This is a genomic window from Streptomyces sp. NPDC005752, from assembly GCF_040630715.1.
GTDB lineage: Bacteria > Actinomycetota > Actinomycetes > Streptomycetales > Streptomycetaceae > Streptomyces.
Genome location: NZ_JBEXYB010000034.1, coordinates 26,735 through 48,717, shown reverse-complemented (window position 1 = coordinate 48,717; position 21,983 = coordinate 26,735). Strand labels below are relative to the sequence as shown.

The following is a 21,983-nucleotide window of genomic DNA, read 5'->3' as shown; positions in this document are numbered from 1 at the left end:
GGTTGACCGGTTCCACACGTGTTGCCGGTGCCACCGGCGGCTCACCGCACCGGTGGACGTACAACTGAGAGGAACCGATGCGACCGAAGGCCAGGCGTACCACTTTGGCGGACATCGCCCAAGCGGCTGGGGTCTCCGTCGCGACCGTGTCCAAAGTGGTCAACGGTCGCGGTGACGTGGCGCCGCACACCCGCACCCGGGTGCAGGAACTGCTGCACCAGCACCACTACCTCGCGCCCGTGTTCCGCCACACCAAGGCCACCGAGATCCCGACGATAGAGGTGCAGTTCAAGGGGGGCCTCAAGTCGTACGTGGCCGAGACGCTGGAAGGCATCATCGACTCCGCGGCCGAGTTGGGGGCCTCGGTGGTTGTCAGCAAGGCGTCCCGTGCCCCGCACTGGGCCCGGGACCTGGTCTCAGCCGGGCGCCGCGCCGTCATCGCGGTCACCAGCGTGTACACCGCAGCGCACCTGGACGAACTGGCCCGGTCCGGACTGCCCCTGGTCGTGCTGGACCCACTGCACCTGCCGGACAGCCGGGTCAACAGCATCGGGGCGACCAACTTCACCGGTGGCCTGACAGCGACCCAGCACCTGCTCGCGTTGGGCCACCACCGCATCGCCTATCTCGGCGGACCAGTCGTAGCCGTATGCAATCAGGCCCGTACGCACGGCTATCGCGCAGCCATGGAGGCGGAAGGTGTGCGGGTGCCCGACGGCTACGTCCGGTCCGGAGACTTCACGTACGAGACGGGGTTGCTCGGTGCTACAGCTCTGCTGAGCCTTCAGGAACCACCGACGGCGGTCTTCGCCGGCAACGACGAGATCGCCGCCGGTGTCATCGAGACCGCCCGCGCCCGCGGCCTGCGCATCCCCGAAGATCTGAGCGTGGTCGGCTTCGACGACACGAGCCTTGCCCGGATGACCACACCGCCACTGACCACCGTGCGCCAACCGCTGAGGGAGATGGGCGGTACCGCGCTGCGCACCGCCCTGCGCCTGGCCAACGGCGAAAAGATCGAGTCCCACCACATCGAGCTCGCCACCGAGCTCGTGGTGCGCGCCTCGACGGCGCCGCCCGGCAAAGGGACTTCGGTACCTGGGTAGTCGCGGCGAGGGAGCATCGGACAGCGTCGGCGAACCGGTCGGGCCTGGGGGCGTCGACCGCCTCCGCACTCCGTCGCCGTGCGAGCGCTGACGTCGTTGCTTGACGCGGGTGGGCTCGGCCTTCCGCCGAGCCCACCACGCCAACCCCGGTCTGGGGCCGGACTCGTGCCATGCCATCACCGCTGCAACGTCCGCAGACCCGGACGGCAGGGCAGGAGGCCGTAGTCGCCGCCGGAGTCGGGGCTGCGCGTTGTCACCGGCGAAGAACAGGTACGTGTTCATCCCGTCTGCCTGGAGGAGGGCGCACCGCTTCGCACCGGGGTCGTCGAACCGGTCGACCCGTGCCGCGATGGCGAGATCGCCTCGGTTGCGGGATCCGCCACGAGGACGGGCCCCGCAACCGGTCGTTCGCCGGACGGAGGTCAGCCGCTGACCGTGATGTTCGAGCTCCCGCTGCTCTGGTAACCCTCGGTGGCCATGATCATGTAGTACTTGAACTGGCCCATGTTCATACCCGCGCGCGCCCAGGCGTCGAAGTGATTGCCGGTGGTGATGGTGCCGGAGCCACTGGTCACCTTCGACTGCCGGACGCTCCAGTACTGGTCGAAGGTGCGGGTGCCCTCGACGGACGGGGCGTTGTACCGCGTCGTCTTGTAGATGTCGTACGTGCCACCGTCACTGGAGACGGTGCCCCTGTACTCGCCGGTGGGCCGGAAGCTGCCCCAGTTGTCGACGATGTAGTACTCGACCAGCGGGTTCGACGTCCAGCCGTAGAGGCAGCCGTATCCATTACCCGACGGGTTGAAGTAGCCGTTGTAGCGGACGGACCTGCGCCCACCGGTGTTCCAGCCCTTGCCTGCGACGAAGTTGCCGCAGTTGGTCCACCGGGTGCCGTAGCTGCCGCCACCGTTCAGCGTCATGGAGACGGAGCCTCCGCCGTCGGTCCAGAACGAGTAGTACATGCCGTCGGTGCCGGTGCGGCTCGTGGTGATGGTGGTGGCGGCGTGGGCGGTGCCGGGCAGCAGCAGCCCGGACGCCGTAGCGAGCGCGGCCGTGCCGACGCCGCCGATGAAGTTTCGTCGGCTCATACCGCCGAAGGGAGCGGGGTTCTGCCTGATCTGGTCCTGCTGCGTTCCGTCCTGCTGCATAGGTTCTCCCGATGAAGGCTGGTGGGGGCGGGCGGCTTCTGCTGCCCGCGACCTTGCACGAACCACGGCGGGGCCACCCGGTCGTCACACCGCAACGACCGACGACCGCCGTACCGGCCACACGGCGCGAGCCGATCGACGGCTCATGTCGTCCGATGGGCCACAGTTTTCGTAGCACGGCGTGCCCCTGTCAATACTTTCGACGTTCTTTCGGAAACATTCCTTCCACCGGAACAGGCCTCGGTAAGAGCAACTTCACTGTTCAAGCCACCTTTCACGCGATCCGACGTGAAGGCAGGAAGGCGATGCGCGAGTGACACGCCGCAAGCATGGGCGCCCCGTTCGAAACTTTCGAACGGGTGCGGACGTGCGGACTCGATTCGCCGTCGTCACGAGATCCGCCTGCTCCCCGAGCCTGAGCAGGGCGGCGACGACCGCCGCCGCTACGGGTACGGGTACGGGTACGGGTACGGGGACATGATCCGCTCGCTGTGGATTCGCACGATGGCCGGCGCCGGGATCGCCCTGGACAATGCCGGTGTGTGAGCAGGCGGACGGCAGCGGGCCCCGGCATCGACCGATCTCGAATGAGGTTCGGCCGATTCCGGCTCCGGACGACGGATGTGCCGGTTGCGGTGCGCGCGACTTCTGGTCCAGCCGCCGACCGTGCCGGAGAATCCGGGCGTGGGACACGGCATGATCGTCGCTCGGCACGGGAACCCCGTCCCGGGCAGGTGCGTTGACAGGGGTTGCGGGGAGGTGCGAGGGGAGTAGGACTGTGGTGCAGGGACACTCGCACACGGATCGAGAAGGGAGTCCGCTAACTCCGGCCCACGAGAAGTCGTTTGTCGGGTTTCCCGGCAGCTGTGAGCGGTACCTCGTCGATGAGGGTGAGGCGGGTGGGTGCGCAGGCCTCGCCCAGGCTCGTCGTCACCAATGCGCGCAGTTCTCCCAGGTGAGGGGTGTGGCCGGCCTCGGGCACGACGAAGGCATGGACGGCTTCGCCCGTTCTGTCGTCCGGCACGGCGACGACGTACGCCTCGGCAACGGAGCAATGGACGACGAGCAGCCGTTCGACGGGCCCGGCGTAGTGGACGTTGGCATTGACAATGATCACGTCACGGATCCGGCCTGTGAGCCACAGCCGCCCCGCAGCGTCGAGGCGGCCGAGGTCGCGAGTAGCTACCCACCCGTCGCGGAACACCTCGGCCGTGAGGGCGGGTTCCTGCCAGTAGCCGGAGCTCTGGGACGGGGTACGGACGAAGAGTTCGCCGTCGGTGCCGTGCGCCACCGGGCGGCCCGAGGGGTCGCGGACCTGCAGTTCGACGGGTGGCACTCCGAGGGAGCCGGCGGGCTCCTCCGGGGTGGCCATGGAGATCATGCCGGTCTCGGTCTGTCCGTAGCCGTGGAAGACGACCGGGCCGAGCACCTCGGCGGCCTCCCGCAGCCGTCCCGGCTCCAGCGGTGATCCCGACACCATGAGGGCGCGCAGACCGTCGAGGTCGACCGGCGACCCGCGCTGGGCGGCCACGAGCTTCGTCAGCCGGGCGGCCGTGACGACGCTCGCGGTCGCCCGGTGCCGGACGAGAGCGGCAGGGAAGTCCGACGGGTCGGCGGTGACGAGCGTGCCGCCGGCGGCAAGTGTCAGCAGGCCGTACTCCATCATCACCTGGCTGGCCAGGGTGCCGAACACCAGGAACCGGTCCAAGCGCCCGGCCAGTTCGCGGACGGCGGGTGGCCAGGCGCCAGGACGGTGCACCCAGGACGCGGTCATCGCCGCGTAGGTCTGGGCGCACGCCTTGGGGAAGCCGGTGCTGCCGCTGGTGTGCAGGAGGCGGGCGACGCCATCGGGCCGCGCCAGAACCCGTGGCCGGACACCGTCGTCCGCCGACGCCAGCAGATCGCCGAGCGCGAGGACGAGCCCGTCCCTCCTGTCGCCGACGCCGTCGGACCGGTCGGCGACAGTCACCCCGGCGCCCCGCAGGAGATGCTCCTGCTGTTCTCCGGTCAGGCCGGGCCGCACGCCGACGACACGAGCACCGACGACGTGAGCGGCGATGATCGCGGCGAACGCCCCGGGGCCGGCCCCCAGCAGCATGGCGACGCCGTCGCCGGGCCCGACTCCGTGCTGCCGCAGGCCGTTCACCGCCCGTCTCACGCAACCAAGGAGTTCGGCTCCCGAGACCTCCCGGCCGACGTGCTCGAACACCGTACGATCGCCTGCCGCATCGAGGATGTCCAGTACGGCGCCGGGGAACTGCTCAGTCAAGACACTCCTTCACGAAGGCGGTGAGCGGCTGCCGGTGGACCTCCGCCAAATTCCATTCGTTCTCCAGGTTTTCCGCCAGGTGATGGGTCCCGGCGAGCACTCCGTCCCGGTAGTGCCGGACGACGGGATGGAGGTACGTGGAGTCCATGGCGTGGGCCACATCGTTCTCAACGACCCGCGGGACGCCGACGTCGAACGGGTCGACCTGGTCGTGCTCAAGTCCGTACTCCAGGTCGACGACGAACCGGTGCGGGGCGGGGCCGAGGCTGCCGTCGGTCACGTAGTCCAGCGGCACCTCCTCCTGGTACACAGCCAGGTCACCGTCCACGCCGACCACGTCGCCGAGGAACCCGAACTGCTGCCACAGGCCCGACGAGCGGTTGACCCGGCCGATGACGGCGTCGGCGATCGCCTCGGGCGTCGCGGTGAGCGTCCGGGCAGGCCAGGGGGTATCGAGGTGACGAGCGCTCAGGATGCGTTGCAGGGCACGAGTGGCGTAGCGGAAACCGTGGATGAAACCGTTGGTGGACTGCTTGAAGTCCCGCTGCTGCATCAGGGTGCCGGCGAAGTAGAGGTCCGGTACGTTGACCGACTCGAAGGCCGAGGTCTGCTCGGGAAACCGGTCCTTGATGACGAGCGCGGGGCGGCAGTCCTCGTCGAAGACGGACGCGTCGAAGCGGAAGCCGGTGCAGACGATGATCCGGTCGTAGTGCAGTTCGCGCAGCGGTTCCGTGGTCCGCGCGTAGCGGAGCTTCACCCGGAAGCCACCGCTCCCGGACTTCTCGATGCTCTCGACGGTCCCGTCGAGCACCGCGTTCTGCGACTTAAGCTGATAGGTGTCCAGGAAGTTGTTGTTCACCGCGCGCAGATGCCCGAGATAGTGGGTTTTCCAGGCGAGTTTGATCGAGTGCGGTCCGACGACGTGGATCACCGCGGCCTTCTCGACGAGGCTGTCGGCGGTTTCGAAGGCGGAGTTCCCCTTGCCGATGACCAGCACCCGCTGATTGGTGAAGGACACCGGGTCGGGATCGAAGGCGTCGTACCGCTCGGCGAGTTCGACGCCCGGGACGGGCGGCTCGTAAAGCCGGGAGACACCGGTCGCCATGACGAGCCGCCTGGCCTGCCAGGAGCACCCTTCGCCGTCGAGTACCGTGAACACGCCGTCCGCCCGGGAGACCCGCACGACCTCTGTCCCGTACTCGACGCGCACGCCGGTACGCGCCGCGAAGTCGGCCAGGTAGCGCACCAGGTCGTCCGCCGGTGGGAAGTAACGCTCGCTGTACCCGGTGAAGAGCAGCTCCGGGTCGTCGCTGAGCAGCGAGTTCCAGTCCATGCGCAGGTTGAGTTCCGGGTCCGTGAAACCCGTGTGCACCTTGTTCGTCGATATCAGCTGCCGATGGCGGGGGTACCGGGTGAAGAACGTCCCCGGTCCACTCCCCCGCTCCAGGACGACGTAGTCGCGTCCGTCGCGTTCCAGCAGAGAGGCAAGTTGAAGTCCGGCCGGTCCGGCCCCGATGATGAGATAGTCGCGCACCATGGGCCGGACGGTAGTGACGCGAAATCAGAGCGCTCTGAGATTCCGTGGCCCCACCAACCCGCTGAGCTCCTGGTAGCTCCCGGGCCGTCCGCGGCATTCGCGTCACTCGGAGGGCCCGTCGCCGGGGTAAGCCCCCCGCTGCCCCGATGCCAGGGCCCGGGTTTAGCCCGCACTGGGCTGCCTCTCGCTGACCCAAGACGAAGTAGGGTTCCCGGTCGCGGCGGTCCCCGCATGACTCCGTACACCGTCGCCGATGCCAGTGGCGTAGCGGACGCGTCGGTGTTCGGCGTTGTCCTCCTCCTGGCCGCGCAGGAGCCCGCCGGCCACGCCGAGCGGCAGCACCCGCCAGGGTGCCGCCGCTCTCCGCTAAATCAGAGGCCGCCGATCTTGACGGGGAACTTCTAACCTCGAAGTTTCGTGACGGTCCGCCGACGGTGTCGGTGGACCGTTTTCGTGCCGTGGGCTGAGAGTGGGCAGGTTGAGGACCCGAGTGTTTGATTCCTCACGCCTTGTCAAAGGCCTCGAGCAGGCGCTCGTACGCCAGCTTCGGCCGCAGGGCCGCGTCCCACGGCAGGGAATCGGCCGTGCGCGGAGGATAGATCTTGGTGTCGGCGGTGGAACCGTACCGGTCGGTGAATCCCCATGTGGAGAACGATGTGCAGTTCGGCTCCTCCAGGCAGACCCGCAGCTTGCCCGCCATCTCATCAGCCTGGGTCTGCCGCCCGTCCTCCTCGTCCTCGCCTATAGGGACGTCCATCTCCGAGACCCGCGCCTGAACCCCGAGCTCCGCCAGATCCCGCACATGGCTGCGGAAGGTCTCCGGGTTGATGCGGTCGCCGGGTGCGTACTCATGGTTCTGGAAACCCACGCCGTCGATCGGTACGCCGCGTTCCCTGAGCCGCTTGACCAGATCGTAAAGGGCATCCCACCGCTCGCCTTCCTCCTCGACCCCGTATTCGTTGAGGAACAGCCGTGCCTTCGGATCGGCCCGGTGGGCGGCCCTGAACGCTTCGTCGATGTACTCCTCGCCCATGGCCTCGAACCACGGGCTCTGCTCGGAGCGCAGACCGAGATCCCCGTTGGTGTAGCTCTTCTCGTCGTCGGACATGGGCTCGTTGACCACATCCCATTCCGCGACCTTCCCCTTGAAGTGCCCGGCGACCATGGCGATGTGCCGGAGCATGGTCCGGCACACCTCCTCCGGGTCGTCGTTCTCCCGCATCCAGTTGGGCAGAGCCTCGTGCCAGACGAGGGTGTGCGCGTGCACCTTCATGTCGTTTGCGCGGGCGAAGCGTACGAGTAGGTCCGCGTCGCGGAAGTCGTAGACGCCCCGGCGTGGGTGGAGGAACTGTGGCTTGAACGCGTTCTCCGGAGTGAGCATGGAGAACTGGCTCCCCGCGAGCGCCCGGTAGCGTGAGTCGGTGAGCAGCGGGTTCTCGGCCAGGGCGGCGCCGACGTCGAACGGCCGCCCCACGTCTGCGGTCCGCGCACGCAGCGAGTCGTCGAACTGCTCCTGGCTCAGCTGCGGCGCCTTGATCACGCGGAGCGAGTCACCGCTCTCGGCCCGCGCGATCAGCTGCGTCAGACGCCATCCCTCGCGGCGCTCGTCTTCGCCCGCGTCTGCCTCCAGACCGAACCAGACAGTGCCCTCGGCGAACACACCCGGGTCCTCCACGGTTCCCAGCCGCCGCCCGTCGGCTTTCACGCGGAGGGTGTCACCGATGCTCGACACGGCGAGCGTCACGGTCCCGGAGCAGCCGCAGTCGAAATCCTTGGAGGTGGCCGGCTCATCGCCCTCGCCGTCCCATATCTGTACCTTCACTTGTCCGTCGGCGGACACGCCGACGCGGAGTGAGGGCCGTTCCTGCCGCCACTCGTCGTAGATGACCGGTACCCGTCCGTATAGCCGCAGCCATGAGTCGCCGTCATCGTCACCCACACCGGACATGCGTGCGGTGACGGTGAAGTCGCCATCGGACCAAAGATGCGGGCCGGCCAGGTTCAGCGGGGGGTTGGGCTGGCCGCCGGAGGAGTCTTGCTCCACGATGTGCCGATCCAATGCGCTGACCCGCAGGATGTCGTTCCGCGCGGTGGTGCCCGGCATCTGCGTCCAGTCGTGGTTCCGCAGTAGGTCTTCGTCGTTTCCGCCGCCCGCGCCTTCGCCCTGCCCCGTGCACCCGGCCGCCACCGCCATGACGAACACCACGGCGGTCAGTCGCTGCCACGGCCCCCCACCAAGGTCCACGACCACTCCCACTCTCTTGTTCGAGACGGAATCAATGTCTCGAAACCAAAACACAGTTCATCACAGATAAGGTACGGCGGCCTTGTGGTTACCCGGTGCGTGAAACGACAGGCGATGAGCACCAGCACGATCTGGCGCCGCCTGCGCAAGTGCTGCACCGAGCTGGCCAAGACCCGCCCCGAATTCGTCGGCACGACGTTCCCCGCCCGAGACTTACGAAGGATCTTCGCCACCGACCTGGTCAACTCCGGGCTGCCCATCCACATCGGTTCCGCCCTGCTCGGCCACCCGAACATCCAGACCACTCGTGGCTACGTCGCGGTCTTCGACGACGACATCCTGCGGCACTACCAGCAGTTCCTCGACCAGCGCCGCCAGCTGCGGCCGGAGGAGGAGTACCGGGACCCCACATCGGCGGAGTGGTCGGGGTTCCAGGAGCACTTCGACAAGAGGAAGGTCGAGCTAGGCTCCTGCGGACGCACCTACGGCACACCTTGCGCGCATGAGCACGCCTGCATCCGATGTCCGATGCTCTCGGTCAACCCGACGATGCTGCCCCGGCTGGACGAGCTGGAGGACGACCTGGTCGCCCGCCGCCAGCACGCGATCACCCAGGGCTGGAAGGGCGAGGTCGAAGGCATCGAGCTGACCCTGACCTTCCTCCTCTCCAAGCGGGCCCAGGTCCACCGCTCGCAGCAGCTGCCCCCGGTGAACCTGGGCATCCCCTCTGTCCCTCACGGCCGCCTCACACCAGAGTGATCAGCAGGGCGGTCTGATGCAGGGCCTGGTCGGTCAAGTACATGCCGTTCGTCCCGACCGTCTTGAGCTCCGCGAAGCCCTTGGAACCGACGTGCTCCAGAATCCAGCGCACCGGCCACCGGCGATCGAAAAACGCATGCGTGACGATCGAGACGGCCAGCCCTGTCGCCAGCCCGGTGAAGGACATCTGAAGCGGAAGGACAGCCCAGACCAGGCCCAGCATCACGGCCATCACCAGGTGGTACCGGGCGACGTGTCCGAGACACGCGCCCCAGCCCCGCCGCGGGCTCACGCCGTCAGCGACCTCGGCCGCTGCCGGCGCCCCCTTGTTATCGGCCTGGTGGTCGGTCTGCCCGATCACGTGGTCCGCGAGGTTGTGACCGACCGCGAGGACCGCCCACACCGCGCCGAACGTCGCCAAAGTCGCGACCTGCTCGATGCTCGTCATCGGGCACCCGCCAGAAGGCCGCGAGGCGAGCGCTCGGTAGTGTCCTGCGTCGAACCCACCGCCGCCAGTCCAGCGGCCAGCCACAAAGGAGAGCACTCATGCCGTTCGGTGACTTCGACGCATGGCAGCGAGAACTGCTGCTCACCGGCGGCTTCGTCCAGGATGGTGACGCCTCCGAATACGGGCCCGAGGCCCAGGCCCGTTTCGACCGCTACATCGAGCTGGCGGACATGGTCGACGGCACCGAAGGACCCGCAGCGGTTAAAGCCCTGATCACCTCGCTCCACGCCGAGGACGACCACGGTGCCCACGAGGCTGTCTACGGCGCTCTGCAACGCTTCCCCCGTCGAGACCTTGTCAGAGGCGCCGCCATAGCAGTTATCAACCTCTTGGACATCCCCCGAGACAACAGCGGCCACGTCCTTCAGCTCCTGACCGTGCTCGCCAGCGAGGAGGACCTTCAGGCATTCGGTGCCGCCTTCGGTCAGCTGCAGCCCGAGATCCGAGCCGACCTGGCGGCACTCATCGCCCACCATGAAGCCGATGAGTGGCTTGCAGACGAGCGCTCCATCGGACGGCTCCGGCTGGCGCAGAACTAACCTTTCACGCGAGCGTTCAGCGCCTTCCGAGTTGGTGCAGAGAAGGTCGAGGGCGTAGGCGCCGGTGCCGAGCGTCGGCGCGTACCCGCCTTCGGCGGTGACCGGGTGCGCCAGGCCTCGCGCTCGTTGGGCCAGCTCTTTCGTCCTTGCAGGGTCTCGCGTTTGAAGGTCGCGTTGAAGGACTCGGCGAGTGCGTTGTCCGCGCTGGACTCGAGCACGCCCGATCAGAGACTGCGAGCTGGCCTACGGCGCGAAGTGGACGAAGGCGGTGAAGAAGGTCATCGGCGAGGTCGACGAACTCCTCGCGTTCTACGACTTCCCCGCCGAACTCTGGGTGCACCTGCGTACGACGAATCCGATCGAGAGCACTGTCAGCACCGTGAAGCTCCAGGCCAAAGGTCACCCGCGGGACCGGCAGCGCGACTGCCGCCCACGGCATGGGTGTTGAAGCTCGCCGAGTCCGCCCAGGCCCGCCGGCGCGCGATCACCTCACCCCACCTCGTCGCCCTCATCCGCAACGGCGCCCGCTTGAAGAACGGTGACCTCGTCGCACGCCCCGAGGTCACCACAGCCTGAACAACCCGCTGATCCGTCATGACAATTACTCACCAGGATGGCACCCCGGCATGACCGCCAAATACGACGTCAAGCGCGAGCTGAAGAAATGCTACTCACCGAAGAACACTGACTGGGAGCTCGTCGACATCCCCGAGCTCCACTTCCTCGCCCTCGACGGGCACGGCGATCCGAACACCAGCGCCACGTACCGCCGCGCGGTCGAGGCGCTCTACGCGGTCGCCTATACCGTGAAGTTCGCGAGCAAGGGCGACCTCGGCAAGGACTTCGTCGTGGGACCACTTGAGGGACTGTGGTGGGCGGACGACATGGACGACTTCGTGGCCAGGCGCAAGGACAATTGGCGATGGAGACTACTCATCAACGTCCCCGACTGGATCACCGGCGACATGATCGAAGGCGCCAAGCACACCGCCCTGACCAAGAAGAACCTTCCGGCTGTTCCGGACGTTCGGTCAGACGCCTTGCAGGAGGGCACCAGCGCCCAGGTCCTCCACATCGGCCCTTACGACGACGAGACACCGATCCTGACCACGCTGCACCATGAGTACCTACCCGCCAAGAACCTGCGGGAGGCGGGGCTGCACCACGAGATCTACCTCAGCGACCCACGCAGGACTGAGCCCGCCAAGCTCAGGACAATTCTGCGGCAACCCGTAGCCTCGCAATCCGGTTGAGTAGCGTCGGCGAGTCAGCGGAGGCCGATGCCGGCGAGCAAGGTTGGAGAACAACTTCTATTCCGTGACGACTGATCCGTGTGGCTTTCCCTCAGTTGTCGGGACCCAATTCCCCTGCCCTGATCCGGCTGGCCCGTTGTGTTCGGCGGAGCACTGTCAACGTGGTCACAATTCGGGCGAGGACGCCGGCGGTGTGCTCGGTCCCGCCGATCCGGCTCGCCATCATGATCAGCTCTCGACAGGTACGGGTTCCGCGTGGACCGACACGGCGGTGAGGTAGAGACCGCCGCCGCCGAGCCGGATCGTCGGGGGCCGGCCGGCATTGAGAGCATCCGAGACCTCTGCGGTCGGGTAGCCGAAGAGGTCGATGCCGCGGAGGACAACAGGGCAGGCAGACGGCCCAGTCAGTGTGAAGGGGTCGCGTGTGAGGCCCATGCCAGCCAGACCAGGGGTGTTCTGGTGCCCGCCGCGGCGGTCCGTGGTGTCGCCGTATACGTCGAGCGTCAGGCCCCGGTAGTGCGCACTGAAGGCCCAGCGGGCGCCACAGACCCAACCGTCGCGAACATCCGCGACTGTGGCGACGGCCCACTGGGCGGTTCGCTCGTCCATGCCGAAGCGGAGCGTGCCGGCACAGCCCGGGAGCCGGAGACCGACTTCGGGAAGGAACTCGAACATGCGGAGATGGTGCCGATGAATGGCGCTGCGCCACAAGTCAGAAACGATGATCGCCTGCTGCCGGCTTCCTGGAGTCCCTTCGACGGCGTGATCAGAATCCTGTCCTTGCCCCGACCCGGACCACCACTCGGAAGGCACCAGCGCGCCCATGACATCGTCCGCCGAGGCAGGCGGCGCTGTGCCAGTGTCCACAGCCCGGTGCCTCCCGGCAGTCGCTTGCGGGCACCGGCACCGGGTGTCCGTCCCCGCGCGAGAGCGTCTACGGGGGCCTAGCGTGGGAAGGCGCAGCAAGGAACGCGACACTTCGAACGGCGGAGGAAGGTATGGCCGTACGGCACCGCCTCATCAGAGAATCGCCCGAGGACGTCTGGGGGGTCCTGTCCGACGCCGAACGCTATGGCGACTGGGTCGTCGGTACTGCACGGGCCGAGCTCGCCGAGGGACAGTGGCCCGAGGTAGGGGCGGCCCTCCGCTACGAGATCAGGCTCGGGCCGCTGACCCTGCACAACCGGACCGTCGTGCGCCGCAGCGAACCGACGGCCGTCCTCGAACTGGAAGCGGACAGCGGACCACTGGGAACCGCGAGGATCGCGATGGAACTGCGGCCCTGGGGGCAGCACACGTTGCTCATCTTCGACGAACACCCGCTGCGCGGTCCGGGAGGCGCCTTGCACAACGGCCTCCTGGAGGTGGCGCAACAGGTACGGCACCGCGCGATGCTCGGACGCCTCGCCCGACTGTGTGAGGACGTCGAGGGCTCGGCCGGCGCCGGCCCGGGGCGTCTGCGACCGCGCGAGGGCTGAACCGGCACCGAGACCGGAAGCAGTCGCTCACCGCGTGTGGATCCGCCCACCGAGCCAGGAGCGAGTCATGCCGGACGCTGTAGTGATCGGGGCGGGCCCCAATGGGCTGGTCGCCGCGAACCTCCTGGCCGACGCGGGCTGGAGCGTGGAGGTCCTGGAGGCTCAGCAGGATCCCGGAGGAGCGGTCCGCCACGACCGTTGTGTCGACCCGGATTTCGTCAGTGACCTCTTCAGCTCCTTCTATCCCCTGGCCGCCGCGTCCCCGGTCCTGGCCGGCCTGAATCTCGAGCGGGAGGGCCTGGCCTGGAGCCACGCGCCGAAGGTGCTGGCCCATCCCTTGCTGGACGGCCGCTGCGCGGTTCTCAGCCGTGAACCGGACGAGACGGCCGCGAGCCTGGAGGCGTTCGCGCCCGGCGACGGGGCCGCGTGGATGGAGTTGCGGGAGGTGTGGGAGGCGTTGCGGCCCGACATCATCGACGCTTTGTTCACTCCCTTTCCTCCGCTCCGCGCCGGGGCCCGGCTGGCGCTGCGGCTACGCGCGGCCGGTGGGCTTCGGCTGGCGAGGACGATGGTGCTGCCGGTGCGGCGGCTGGGCGAGGAGGAGTTTCGAGGCGAGGGCGGCAGACTCCTGCTGGCGGGCAATGCCCTGCACGCGGACCTCTCCCCGGAGTCGGCGGGCAGCGGTGGCTTCGGATGGCTCATGTCCATGCTCGGCCAGACCTACGGCTTCCCCGTACCCACCGGAGGGTCCGGGGCGCTGACCCGCGCTCTCATCCGCCGCCTGGCGCGCCGCGGGGGCACCCTACGCTGTGGGGAGAAGGTCACCGAAGTCGTGGTCCGCGGCGGGCGCGCCGTCGGTGTCCGCACGGAGAGCGGCGACGAGGTGCCTGCCCGCAGGGCCGTCCTGGCTGACGTGTCCGCGCCGGATCTCTTCGGCTCCCTGGTGGCCGAAAATCACCTGCCTGGGCGGCTGCTCGGCGACCTGCAGCGCTTCCAGTGGGACTTCGCCACGTTCAAGGTCGACTGGGCGTTGAGCGGCCCGGTGCCCTGGACCTGCGGCGAGGCCGCGCAGGCCGGAACCGTTCATCTGGCAGAAGGAGTGGACGGCCTCACTCGATTCGCCGCGCAGATCGCCATGGGCCGTGTCCCCGACCAGCCCTTCGCTCTCTTCGGTCAGATGACCACCGCCGACCCCAGCCGCTCGCCCCGGGGCACCGAGTCCGCGTGGGCCTACACGCATGTACCGCACCGTGTCCGGGGGGATGCCGGGGACGATGGTCTGTCCGGTGCATGGGACACCCGGGAGCAGGAGCTCATGGCCGACCGCCTCGAGGTCCAGGTCGAGCGTTATGCGCGCGGATTCCGCGACCTCATCAGGGCGCGGCGAATTCTCGCACCGCCCACACTGGAAGGCATGGACGCCAACCTCTACGGCGGCGCGATCAACGGCGGCACCACGGCCATGCACCAGCAACTGGTCTTCCGCCCCTCCCCCGGCACGGGCCGCCCGGAGACCGCTGTCCCGGGCCTCTATCTGGCGTCCGCCTCGGCGCACCCTGGAGGAGGAGTCCACGGCGCGCCCGGAGCCAATGCCGCGAGGGCAGCCCTGCGCGGGCAGCGCATCGGTGCGCTGTCCCATATCCAGAACCGGCTCACCCACCGCGACCGCGAGGGGCGACGCGTACGACAAGAGCGCCCCACCTGAGAGAACGCTTCGGTGTTCGATCCCGGAGCCGCAGGCGTTCAGGCGTCCGTTGAAACAGAGAAATCTCGTCGTCGAGAGGATCGGCATCATGCGTGCGTTGACCTACCAGGGAAAGCGGGATGTGCGGGTCGAGACTGTCCCGGACCCGAAAATTCAAGACCCCACGGACATCATCGTGAAGATCACCTCCACCGGGATCTGCGGCTCGGATCTGCACCTGTACGAAGTGCTCGGCCCTTACCTCGACCCCGGTGACATCCTCGGACACGAACCGATGGGCGTCGTGGAGGAGGTCGGTCCGGACGTCACCTCTCTCGCCCCCGGGGACCGGGTCGTCATCCCCTTCAACGTGTCCTGCAGCCACTGCTACATGTGCGAGAGCGGGCTGTACTCCCAGTGCGAAACCACCCAGGTGCGGGAGCACGGCACGGGCGCGTCTCTGTTCGGGTACACCAAGCTGTACGGGCAGGTGCCCGGCGGCCAGGCCGAGTACATGCGCGTGCCCTTCGGCAACGATCTGCCGATCAAGGTCCCGCACGGCCCGTCGGACGACCGGTTCGTCTACCTGTCCGACGTGCTGCCGACGGCATGGCAGGCGGTGGAGTACGCGGCCATTCCGCCGGGTGGCAGCGTCACCGTGCTCGGCCTCGGGCCGATCGGGGCGATGGCGGCAAGGATCGCGCTCCACCGTGGCGCCGGCCTGGTCGTAGGCGTGGACCTTGTTCCTGAACGCCTCGACCGGGTGAGCTCGTACGGAGCGACGTGTCTGGACGTACGACGGTACGGAAAGAACATCGGCGACGCCGTCAGGGACCTCACTCAGGGGCGCGGTACGGATGCTGTGATCGACGCTGTCGGCATGGAGGCCCATGGCTCGCCGATCGCGAAGGCGGCCCACACGGCCGTCGGCTTCCTGCCCGATGCCATCGGGCAGCGCCTGATGGAGAACGCCGGCATCGACCGCCTGTCCGCCCTGCACACGGCGATCGACGCGGTGCGCAGGGGCGGCACCATCTCCATTTCCGGCGTGTACGGCGGGTCCGCCGACCCGATGCCGATGCTCACGCTGTTCGACAAGCAGATCCAGTTGCGCATGGGCCAGGCCAACGTCAGGCACTGGGTCGACGACCTGCTGCCCCTGCTCGTCGACGACGACCCGCTGGGCGTCGACACCTTCGCCACACACCACCTGCCGCTCGAAGAGGGCCCTCAGGCGTACGAGACGTTCCAGAAGAAGGCCGACGGCATGATCAAGACCCTGCTCGTCCCCTGACCCGGATCACCGCTCGGTGGAAGAGAACTCTCATGACGTCTTCCCCGAGGCGGTTCAACGTCTTGGGGTCGAACGCGCCCTTGTTCCGGGTGAGAAACCGCAGCCTCGGGTACCCGAAGGGTGATCGAGGAAGAGGCGAGGCCGTACACCGGCAGCGCACGTACGGAAGGAGACCGCGATGCCGCGGGGTTCCGACGCCAAGCGTGAGCGTCAGTACGAACACATCAAGGACAGTGCCGAGAAGCGCGGCACCTCCGAGGGCCGGGCCAAGGAGATCGCGGCCCGCACGGTGAACAAGGAGCGTGCCCGTTCGGGTGAGTCCGCCACGGCGAGCAAGACGTCGACACGCGACAAGAAGTCCGCGCCCCAGCGAGGCGGCGAGCGGTCGCACAAGGGTGCCCAGAGGCGACGAAGGACCAGCTGTACGCCGAGGCCCGCAAGCGCGGTATCGACGGCCGCTCCACGATGAACAAGCGGGAACTGGCCAAGGCACTCGGGCACTGACCGACCCGGACCCGGAACTGTCGGTGCTGAGACTCTCCGCGAGGCCGAGGGTCAAAGACGCGTCGGCGCCCGTTGTCAGGACTGCGACGGCAAGAAGGGTGAGGCGGAGGGACACGCTGACGCCGAACCGCGACGCCCCGGGAGAGCGCAGAGAGAAGAAAAGCGCCTGGTCAGCTCACCGGGCAGGACGGTGTCTGAGCCAGAGCCGATGGCTGGACGTGGGAGCGCCGGCTCGTACGATGCGGACTGGATGCCCCTCGGTCGCTCGCGCGGCACGGCACAGAAGGAACTGAGTTCCCGCCGCACCGTCCGTCCCCAGCTCATGTGCTGGGCCGCCCCGTGAGCCAGGCCGGCGGCGGCGTCGCGGGGCACGCTCAGTCGCCGCCAGGCGCCCACGGTTCGCCTTGTTCGCCTTGCGCGTGTCCCCCCAGCCATCGGGCCCGGTGCGCGGCCCGCAGCGCGTCGTCGGTCGTGGCGGGCTCCTTCCTGGACGTCTCCGCATGCCGTCGCTGCACGGAGGGGCGATCGTGGAGTCATGATCGACGCGGTATCCGGCGCCCTGGGCGTGCTCCCTGTCGCACGAGTACGGAGGGGTGCCTCCGGCCCGGGAGGCACCGTCCCGGAGGGTTTGGCGTGAATCGCGCGTCACCGGGCACAGGAGCCAGGCACAGGCGAGGCGACCGGGCGGAGACAGGCCCGGCCGGACGAACGGAGGACACGCGAATGACATTCGACGCCGTGCGACGCCCCGTCGTGCCCGATCCCCAGCCCGGATCCGGTGAAGCTGCTGATTTCGACGCCCGTGCCCTGCGCGAGGAGACCGCGACTCGCTTCACCTCGGTGATCGCCGCCATGGAGACCGGCGAGCTGAGCTTTCCTCTGCCGGGCAGCGGCGCGACCGCCGACCGCTTCGCCGCTCTGCGTGCCGTCGCTGAGGACGATCTGTGTCTCGCCCGGCTGGTGGAGGGCCACGTCGACGCGACGGCCATCCTCGCCGAACTGGCCGGCCCCACCGTCGCTCCCGGGCAGCGCTGGGGAGTGTGGGCGGCCGAGCCCCCGGGAGAAGAACTCTCCGCCGTCCGCCGCGACGACGGGCGGTGGGACGTCAGTGGGCTCAAACAGTACTGCTCGGGAGCGCACAGCTGCACCCACGCGCTGATCACCGCGCGGGCCGTGGACGGCCGGCGGCTCTTCGCCGTGTCGCTCGCAGAGGGGGCCTTCGAGCCGGTGGGAGGCAGCTGGCAGGCACTGGGCATGGCGGGCTCCGACACACCGGACGTCCGCTTCCACTCCGCAGCAGCGGAACCGGTCGGGGGCGTCGAGGAGTATGTGAACCGGCCCGGATTCCAGCACGGTGGCATCGGAGTGGCTGCCTGCTGGCTGGGTGGGGCGCGTGCCGTCGCCCGCGTACTGGGCGCGGCGGCCCGTCGCGGGAGCGGCCCTCACACGGACGCCCACCTCGGCGCAGTGGACACCGACCTGCGGGCAGCCGACCTGCTCCTGGAGACAGCGGCGGCCGAGATCGACGCCGACCCCATGGACACCAAGGGTGAGGCAAGGCTGCGCAGCCTTCGAGTAAGGGGGTTCGTCGAGGCGGTCTGCGATCGCACGCTCCGGCATGTGGGCCGTGCCACTGGAGCGGGGCCGCTGTGCCACGACCGGCGCCATGCGCGCGACGTCGCCGATCTGACCGTCTACATCCGTCAACATCATGCCGAGCGCAACCTCGCGGAACTCGGTGCTCTGGTCAGCGGCCGGGAGGAGAAATGACCACGCACACCGGCGGCCCGCCGTCGTATTCCGACCCCATTCAGGCCCCCGGTACCGACGAGAGCGTCTGGGAGGCTTGGACGGGCTGGGAAGACCTGCCGGAGTTCTCGTTGCCTCCCCGGGGCAGCCGGGTGGTCGTGGTGGCGGCCCATCCCGATGACGAGGTCCTGGGTTTCGGCGGCACGATGGCTCGGCTCGCCGACGCCGGGCACCGGCTCACCGTGGTGTCCGTGACCGACGGGGAGGGGTCGCATCCGCACAGCAGGGCCGTGCGCGCCGACGAACTGGTGCGGGTTCGCGCCGAGGAGACCCGCACCGCCCTCGAACGGCTCGGCGCTCGGAACGCCGAGGTCGTACGGCTGCGGATCCCGGACTCGGGCGTCGACCGTCACGAGGAGGATGTGCGCCGGGCCCTGGTTCCGCTGTGCTCGGGGGCAGCCCTTGTCGCGGCTCCGTGGGCGGGCGACGTGCACAGCGACCACGAGGCGGCCGGCCGCGCGGCGCGGGCGGCGGCTCACGAGGCTGACGCGCCTTTCGCCGAATACCCCGTCTGGATGTGGCACTGGGCGCGTCCCGATGATCCCCGCGTGCCCTGGGACCGGGCGGCACGGCTCTCTCTGCCCACCGGTGTCCAGGCCCGGAAGCGGCACGCGGTCAATGCCTTCGTCTCGCAGATCCGGCCCCTGGGGCCTGAAGTCGAGGATGCCGCAGTCCTGCCGCCCGAGGAGCTCGCCCATCACCTGCGTCCCCGCGAGGTGGTGTTCCTGTGAGCACCCCCGCCGGATACTTCGATGGCATGTACCGGGGTCAGGACGACCCCTGGCACCTCCAGGAGCGCTGGTACGAGCAGCGCAAGTACGCCCTCACTCTGGCCTCGCTTCCCAGACCGTACTTCCGCGCCGCCTTCGAACCCGGATGTTCGGTAGGGCAGTTGACGCGGCTCCTGGCTCCGCGGTGCGAGCGGTTGCTCGCCGCCGACAGGGTGGCCTCGGCGGTGGAGACCACTCGGCGGCGCACGGCGGACCTCGGGCAGGTGGAGGTGGCCCGGCTGACCGTTCCCGAGGAGTGGCCTGAGGAGCGTTTCGACCTCGTCGTACTCTCCGAACTGCTCTATTACTTCGATGCGACACAACTGGACACCTTGTTGTCACGGGCCGTCGGCTCGCTCGAGCCGGGCGGGACTCTGGTCACCGTGCACTGGAATCACCCCGTGCCTGAGCACGTGCACACCGGCGCCCAGGTGGCCGACCGGCTCGCCCGTGAACCCGGACTGACGCTTCGGACCGATCATCAGGAGGATGACTTCGTCCTGCAGACCTTCAGCAATGTCCCACCCGGTGAGGCGGCACCGGCCTCGCCCGCCGCCTTCGAGGGACTCGTGTGAAAGGGATCGTGGCCATGGCCGTGGTCATACCGGCGCACAACGAGCAGGCACTGTTGGGCGCCGCCCTCGCCGCCGTGTCCCGCGCCGGCCGTCACCCCGCCCTCGCACGCACCCGACTCCTGGTGGTGGTCGCAGCGGACGCCTGTACCGACGCGAGTGAATCGGTCGCACGTGAGGCAGGTGCTTTGATCGCCCCGCTCGACGCCCGGAGCCCCGGGCGGGCCAGAGCCGAGGGCGCGAGGGTCGCCTTGCATACGCTCGACCTGGACCCGAGCAACGTATGGATCGCCTCGACCGACGCAGACAGTGAGGTGCCGCCCCGCTGGCTCGCCCACCAGCGTGCGTGCGCTGAGGACGGTTGGGACGCGGTGGTGGGCACCGTCCGCCCTCAGGGCTGGCACCCTGCGCTCACCGAAGTGATCCATCGCCATGTTCGGGAGTACGACGAGGCGGGTCGTCACCCGGGCCGGCCTGATCTTCACTCGCATGTGCACGGCGCGAACCTGGGTGTGCGAGCCGATGCGTACCTGCGCTGCGGGGGCTACCCCGCGGTGGCCACGGGTGAGGACCATGCGCTCGTGGGTGCGTTGGAGGCGTGCGGTCATCGCGTGCTGCGAACACGACGCTTCCCGGTCCTCACCTCCGCGCGCCTTGCGGCCCGTGCTCAGGGCGGGTACGGCGATCACCTGGGCCGGCTCGCAGAGCCCGTACGGCAGCTCGACTGAAGTGTGCCGCAGGCAGGACGCCTTGCCTCGGAACCAAGGTGTACGCCGGGCACGAGGTGCACCTCCACCCCCTCCGGTGATCCAGGACGATCCACCGCCGTCAGAGCCGGCGACGGCAGCGAGCGGCAAAGTCCGGATCCGCGACGAAACGGCCCAGATCTCCGCACCATCCGGGACGCTCCGTCCGCGCCCGGCGATGGCTCGGGCCCCATCGTCGGCGTTGCGGCCGGCACACCCCGGGCTGCGGTGAGTGCGTTCCAGCGGGATCTGGAGGACGGGGGTGGAGCGCTGACAGGCATGTCCCGGTGGTAGCGGCTTTTTAGGGTGTCTCCACCCGTCATCAGAGGCTTCGGTCAGCCCGTCAGGTGTTGCGGTTGGCCCCCGGTGCGGAGGCGGCAGTCGACATCGGCGGCAGTCCGACGAGGTCCGGCAGCAGGACCGGCTCCAGCCGGATTCGCTCCCGGGTGGTGAGATACCGTTCGAGCTCCGGCGGACGGTAGTCGGTCTTGCGGTCGTAGCGCTCCTTGGCCGGGATCGCCAGGTACTCGTTCCCGTCGGGCTCGTGTCCGTCGTTCACCGCGCCGCCCAGGGGCCGGTGATGGACCTTGGCCAACCGGTACATGCCCTTCCGGGACTCGTGCATTTGGATCAACCCATCCGGAACGACCCGGAAGTCGATACTCTTCTCCGGCCTCATCACTTTCGGCCCGGCCGCGCTGAGCGCGTCGTCGTCGATCTCCAGCCCGTAGCGCCGGGCCTGGTCCACCATCCACAACAGCGTGATGTCGGACAGTCCCGCCTCCTTGTAGCCGCCTCCGACATCACAGTGCACCCCGGCGAACCAGACCTGCTTCAGCTCCTGCCCCTGCCGGGCGGCGTCGGGTTGCTGGTGCCACAGCGTCGGTCGGAACGCCGAGCGCTTCTCGTCGATGGCCAACGCCTGGAAGGCCCCCTTGATCCAGCCGCTCAGCTGGGTGTCGTGGAACTGCCATCGGTGGTTGAACCGGTTCACCACCGCATGGAGCGGAGCGGCATCCGGTAGAGGTATGCCCAGCGCACCGACGGTGTCCCACACCCCGACGAAGCGGATCCCCGTCTCGCGCGCGTAGGAACGTCGGAACAGGGTGGATGCCGCGCCGTTCGGTTGCTCGATCCGATCCCGGTAGAGGGACCACGCCTCCTGCATCAGGCCGGCGTGTTCCCGCCGCAGGATGCCGCTGTTGCGCACCAGTCCCGCCAGGCTCCGCGCGGTGAACGCGCCCCGGCTGAAGCCGAAGAGGAACAGTTGGTCGCCGGGCTCGTAGGTCTCCACGAGGAACCTGTAGGCGTCCGCGACATTGCGTGACAGCCCCATGCCGAAGGCCCCGCCCCGCAGCCGTTCCCCTCGCCGGCTGCCGACGCCGCTGTGGTAGTAGACCCGCTGTTCCTTCTCGGTGGTGGACCCCTGACGCACGGACAGAGCGACTTTCGCCACGTTCGTCTTGCTCGGCTGATCAGCGAAGTTCCATGTGCCGTCACAGCAGACGACCAGACGCTTGGCCATGACCACCCCTCCTCGCAAAGGCTTGAAGTGGCGCCCGGCACCACTTCCATGCTTCCACCACGCGGCAAGCCGCGCCATATGTGAGGAGGGCGGCTCGCGGGGGCGTGCGCGGCGTCACGTGCATCTCCGAGCGGTCGTGGAAACGTGTTCGCGATACCGGGCAGATCGGTCCGCCAGGCTCTCCACGCCCAAGGCCGCGGCTGCGGTGCACTGCGCCGGAGGCCCTGCCACGCGATA

19 protein-coding genes and 2 pseudogenes are annotated in these 21,983 nt (G+C 68.6%); 14 read left to right on the top strand and 7 right to left on the bottom strand.

Translation table 11 applies throughout. The annotated features are described in order from the left end of the window. Positions 1 to 77: 77 nt before the first annotated feature. Positions 78 to 1,106: a LacI family DNA-binding transcriptional regulator gene (locus ABZ441_RS25850; RefSeq protein ID WP_358978379.1), complete on the top strand. Its 1,029-nt coding sequence runs from the start codon at positions 78 to 80 to the stop codon at positions 1,104 to 1,106. Between the two features lie 422 nt (positions 1,107 to 1,528). On the opposite strand, the gene ABZ441_RS25845 is transcribed toward ABZ441_RS25850, so the two are convergent. The 4 genes from ABZ441_RS25845 to ABZ441_RS25830 all read right to left on the bottom strand — a co-directional run bounded on the left by ABZ441_RS25845 (position 1,529) and on the right by ABZ441_RS25830 (position 8,305). Continuing rightward, positions 1,529 to 2,254, bottom strand: coding sequence for a glycoside hydrolase family 11 protein (locus ABZ441_RS25845; protein ID WP_358978377.1), 726 nt, complete (start codon positions 2,252 to 2,254; stop codon positions 1,529 to 1,531). An 820-nt stretch (positions 2,255 to 3,074) separates the two neighbouring features. Beyond that, positions 3,075 to 4,523 carry a long-chain fatty acid--CoA ligase gene (locus ABZ441_RS25840; RefSeq protein ID WP_358978375.1) on the bottom strand — a complete coding sequence of 483 codons (1,449 nt, stop codon included), beginning with the start codon at positions 4,521 to 4,523 and terminating at the stop codon, positions 3,075 to 3,077. After that, complete coding sequence (locus tag ABZ441_RS25835) at positions 4,516 to 6,060, bottom strand: NAD(P)-binding domain-containing protein (protein WP_358978373.1); 1,545 nt, start codon at positions 6,058 to 6,060, stop codon at positions 4,516 to 4,518. The genes ABZ441_RS25840 and ABZ441_RS25835 overlap by 8 nt, the downstream gene beginning before the upstream one ends. 502 nt (positions 6,061 to 6,562) lie before the next feature. Then, positions 6,563 to 8,305, bottom strand: a complete 1,743-nt coding sequence (locus ABZ441_RS25830) for an endo-1,4-beta-xylanase (RefSeq protein WP_358978371.1) — start codon at positions 8,303 to 8,305, stop codon at positions 6,563 to 6,565. Between the two features lie 84 nt (positions 8,306 to 8,389). On the opposite strand from ABZ441_RS25830, the gene ABZ441_RS25825 reads away from it, so the two are divergent. Further along, positions 8,390 to 9,064 (top strand): tyrosine-type recombinase/integrase, encoded by a 675-nt coding sequence (locus ABZ441_RS25825; RefSeq protein ID WP_358978369.1) that lies wholly within the window; start codon positions 8,390 to 8,392, stop codon positions 9,062 to 9,064. Here the strand turns inward: ABZ441_RS25825 and ABZ441_RS25820 are convergent. Further along, positions 9,051 to 9,512, bottom strand: coding sequence for a DUF3307 domain-containing protein (locus ABZ441_RS25820; protein WP_358978367.1), 462 nt, complete (start codon positions 9,510 to 9,512; stop codon positions 9,051 to 9,053). The two genes, ABZ441_RS25825 and ABZ441_RS25820, sit on opposite strands and share 14 nt — an antisense overlap. A gap of 98 nt (positions 9,513 to 9,610) precedes the next feature. On the opposite strand from ABZ441_RS25820, the gene ABZ441_RS25815 reads away from it, so the two are divergent. The 4 genes and pseudogenes from ABZ441_RS25815 (at position 9,611) to ABZ441_RS25800 (ending at position 11,364) form a co-directional block, all read left to right on the top strand. Continuing rightward, positions 9,611 to 10,111, top strand: coding sequence for a hypothetical protein (locus ABZ441_RS25815; RefSeq protein ID WP_358978365.1), 501 nt, complete (start codon positions 9,611 to 9,613; stop codon positions 10,109 to 10,111). A gap of 244 nt (positions 10,112 to 10,355) precedes the next feature. Next, positions 10,356 to 10,496, top strand: a pseudogene (locus tag ABZ441_RS25810) (transposase); the annotation flags it as partial. Positions 10,497 to 10,555: 59 nt separating this feature from the next. Continuing rightward, on the top strand, positions 10,556 to 10,687 hold the full coding sequence (locus ABZ441_RS25805; RefSeq protein WP_358978438.1) for a hypothetical protein: 132 nt from the start codon (positions 10,556 to 10,558) through the stop codon (positions 10,685 to 10,687). A 50-nt stretch (positions 10,688 to 10,737) separates the two neighbouring features. Continuing rightward, positions 10,738 to 11,364: a GyrI-like domain-containing protein gene (locus ABZ441_RS25800; protein WP_358978363.1), complete on the top strand. Its 627-nt coding sequence runs from the start codon at positions 10,738 to 10,740 to the stop codon at positions 11,362 to 11,364. A 228-nt stretch (positions 11,365 to 11,592) separates the two neighbouring features. Here ABZ441_RS25800 and ABZ441_RS25795 read toward each other — a convergent pair whose 3' ends face one another. After that, complete coding sequence (locus tag ABZ441_RS25795; protein ID WP_358978361.1) at positions 11,593 to 12,039, bottom strand: hypothetical protein; 447 nt, start codon at positions 12,037 to 12,039, stop codon at positions 11,593 to 11,595. Positions 12,040 to 12,362: 323 nt separating this feature from the next. On the opposite strand from ABZ441_RS25795, the gene ABZ441_RS25790 reads away from it, so the two are divergent. From ABZ441_RS25790 to ABZ441_RS25755, 8 genes and pseudogenes are all read left to right on the top strand, one after another. Further along, entirely contained in the window at positions 12,363 to 12,842 is a 480-nt protein-coding gene (locus ABZ441_RS25790) for an SRPBCC family protein (RefSeq protein WP_358978359.1), read from the top strand. Between the two features lie 67 nt (positions 12,843 to 12,909). Next, complete coding sequence (locus tag ABZ441_RS25785; RefSeq protein WP_358978357.1) at positions 12,910 to 14,547, top strand: NAD(P)/FAD-dependent oxidoreductase; 1,638 nt, start codon at positions 12,910 to 12,912, stop codon at positions 14,545 to 14,547. Between the two features lie 88 nt (positions 14,548 to 14,635). Beyond that, positions 14,636 to 15,820, top strand: coding sequence for an alcohol dehydrogenase catalytic domain-containing protein (locus ABZ441_RS25780; protein WP_358978355.1), 1,185 nt, complete (start codon positions 14,636 to 14,638; stop codon positions 15,818 to 15,820). A 178-nt stretch (positions 15,821 to 15,998) separates the two neighbouring features. Further along, positions 15,999 to 16,324: pseudogene (locus ABZ441_RS25775) on the top strand (plasmid stabilization protein). Between the two features lie 723 nt (positions 16,325 to 17,047). Continuing rightward, entirely contained in the window at positions 17,048 to 18,094 is a 1,047-nt protein-coding gene (locus tag ABZ441_RS25770; RefSeq protein WP_358978353.1) for an acyl-CoA dehydrogenase, read from the top strand. Then, positions 18,091 to 18,864, top strand: coding sequence for a PIG-L family deacetylase (locus tag ABZ441_RS25765; protein WP_358978351.1), 774 nt, complete (start codon positions 18,091 to 18,093; stop codon positions 18,862 to 18,864). Before ABZ441_RS25770 ends, ABZ441_RS25765 begins: the two co-directional genes overlap by 4 nt. After that, on the top strand, positions 18,861 to 19,478 hold the full coding sequence (locus tag ABZ441_RS25760) for an SAM-dependent methyltransferase (protein WP_358978349.1): 618 nt from the start codon (positions 18,861 to 18,863) through the stop codon (positions 19,476 to 19,478). The genes ABZ441_RS25765 and ABZ441_RS25760 overlap by 4 nt, the downstream gene beginning before the upstream one ends. A 14-nt stretch (positions 19,479 to 19,492) precedes the next feature. Further along, positions 19,493 to 20,203, top strand: coding sequence for a glycosyltransferase (locus tag ABZ441_RS25755; RefSeq protein WP_358978347.1), 711 nt, complete (start codon positions 19,493 to 19,495; stop codon positions 20,201 to 20,203). 361 nt (positions 20,204 to 20,564) lie between these two features. Here the strand turns inward: ABZ441_RS25755 and ABZ441_RS25750 are convergent, their stop codons facing one another. Beyond that, the gene (locus tag ABZ441_RS25750) at positions 20,565 to 21,746 is read right to left on the bottom strand and encodes a DUF2235 domain-containing protein (protein WP_358978345.1); all 1,182 of its coding nucleotides are present in this window, start codon (positions 21,744 to 21,746) and stop codon (positions 20,565 to 20,567) included. Between the last annotated feature and the right edge of the window lie 237 nt (positions 21,747 to 21,983).

Bases quoted from the DNA above. Each gene is read 5' to 3' on its own strand.
- ABZ441_RS25850 (WP_358978379.1), top strand. From the start codon at position 78: ATGCGACCGAAGGCCAGGCGTACCACTTTGGCGGACATCGCCCAAGCG.
- ABZ441_RS25845 (WP_358978377.1), bottom strand. From the start codon at position 2,254: ATGCAGCAGGACGGAACGCAGCAGGACCAGATCAGGCAGAACCCCGCT.
- ABZ441_RS25835 (WP_358978373.1), bottom strand. From the start codon at position 6,060: ATGGTGCGCGACTATCTCATCATCGGGGCCGGACCGGCCGGACTTCAA.
- ABZ441_RS25820 (WP_358978367.1), bottom strand. From the start codon at position 9,512: ATGACGAGCATCGAGCAGGTCGCGACTTTGGCGACGTTCGGCGCGGTG.
- ABZ441_RS25815 (WP_358978365.1), top strand. From the start codon at position 9,611: ATGCCGTTCGGTGACTTCGACGCATGGCAGCGAGAACTGCTGCTCACC.
- ABZ441_RS25800 (WP_358978363.1), top strand. From the start codon at position 10,738: ATGACCGCCAAATACGACGTCAAGCGCGAGCTGAAGAAATGCTACTCA.
- ABZ441_RS25795 (WP_358978361.1), bottom strand. From the start codon at position 12,039: ATGTTCGAGTTCCTTCCCGAAGTCGGTCTCCGGCTCCCGGGCTGTGCC.
- ABZ441_RS25790 (WP_358978359.1), top strand. From the start codon at position 12,363: ATGGCCGTACGGCACCGCCTCATCAGAGAATCGCCCGAGGACGTCTGG.
- ABZ441_RS25785 (WP_358978357.1), top strand. From the start codon at position 12,910: ATGCCGGACGCTGTAGTGATCGGGGCGGGCCCCAATGGGCTGGTCGCC.
- ABZ441_RS25780 (WP_358978355.1), top strand. From the start codon at position 14,636: ATGCGTGCGTTGACCTACCAGGGAAAGCGGGATGTGCGGGTCGAGACT.
- ABZ441_RS25770 (WP_358978353.1), top strand. From the start codon at position 17,048: ATGACATTCGACGCCGTGCGACGCCCCGTCGTGCCCGATCCCCAGCCC.
- ABZ441_RS25765 (WP_358978351.1), top strand. From the start codon at position 18,091: ATGACCACGCACACCGGCGGCCCGCCGTCGTATTCCGACCCCATTCAG.
- ABZ441_RS25755 (WP_358978347.1), top strand. From the start codon at position 19,493: ATGGCCGTGGTCATACCGGCGCACAACGAGCAGGCACTGTTGGGCGCC.
- ABZ441_RS25750 (WP_358978345.1), bottom strand. From the start codon at position 21,746: ATGGCCAAGCGTCTGGTCGTCTGCTGTGACGGCACATGGAACTTCGCT.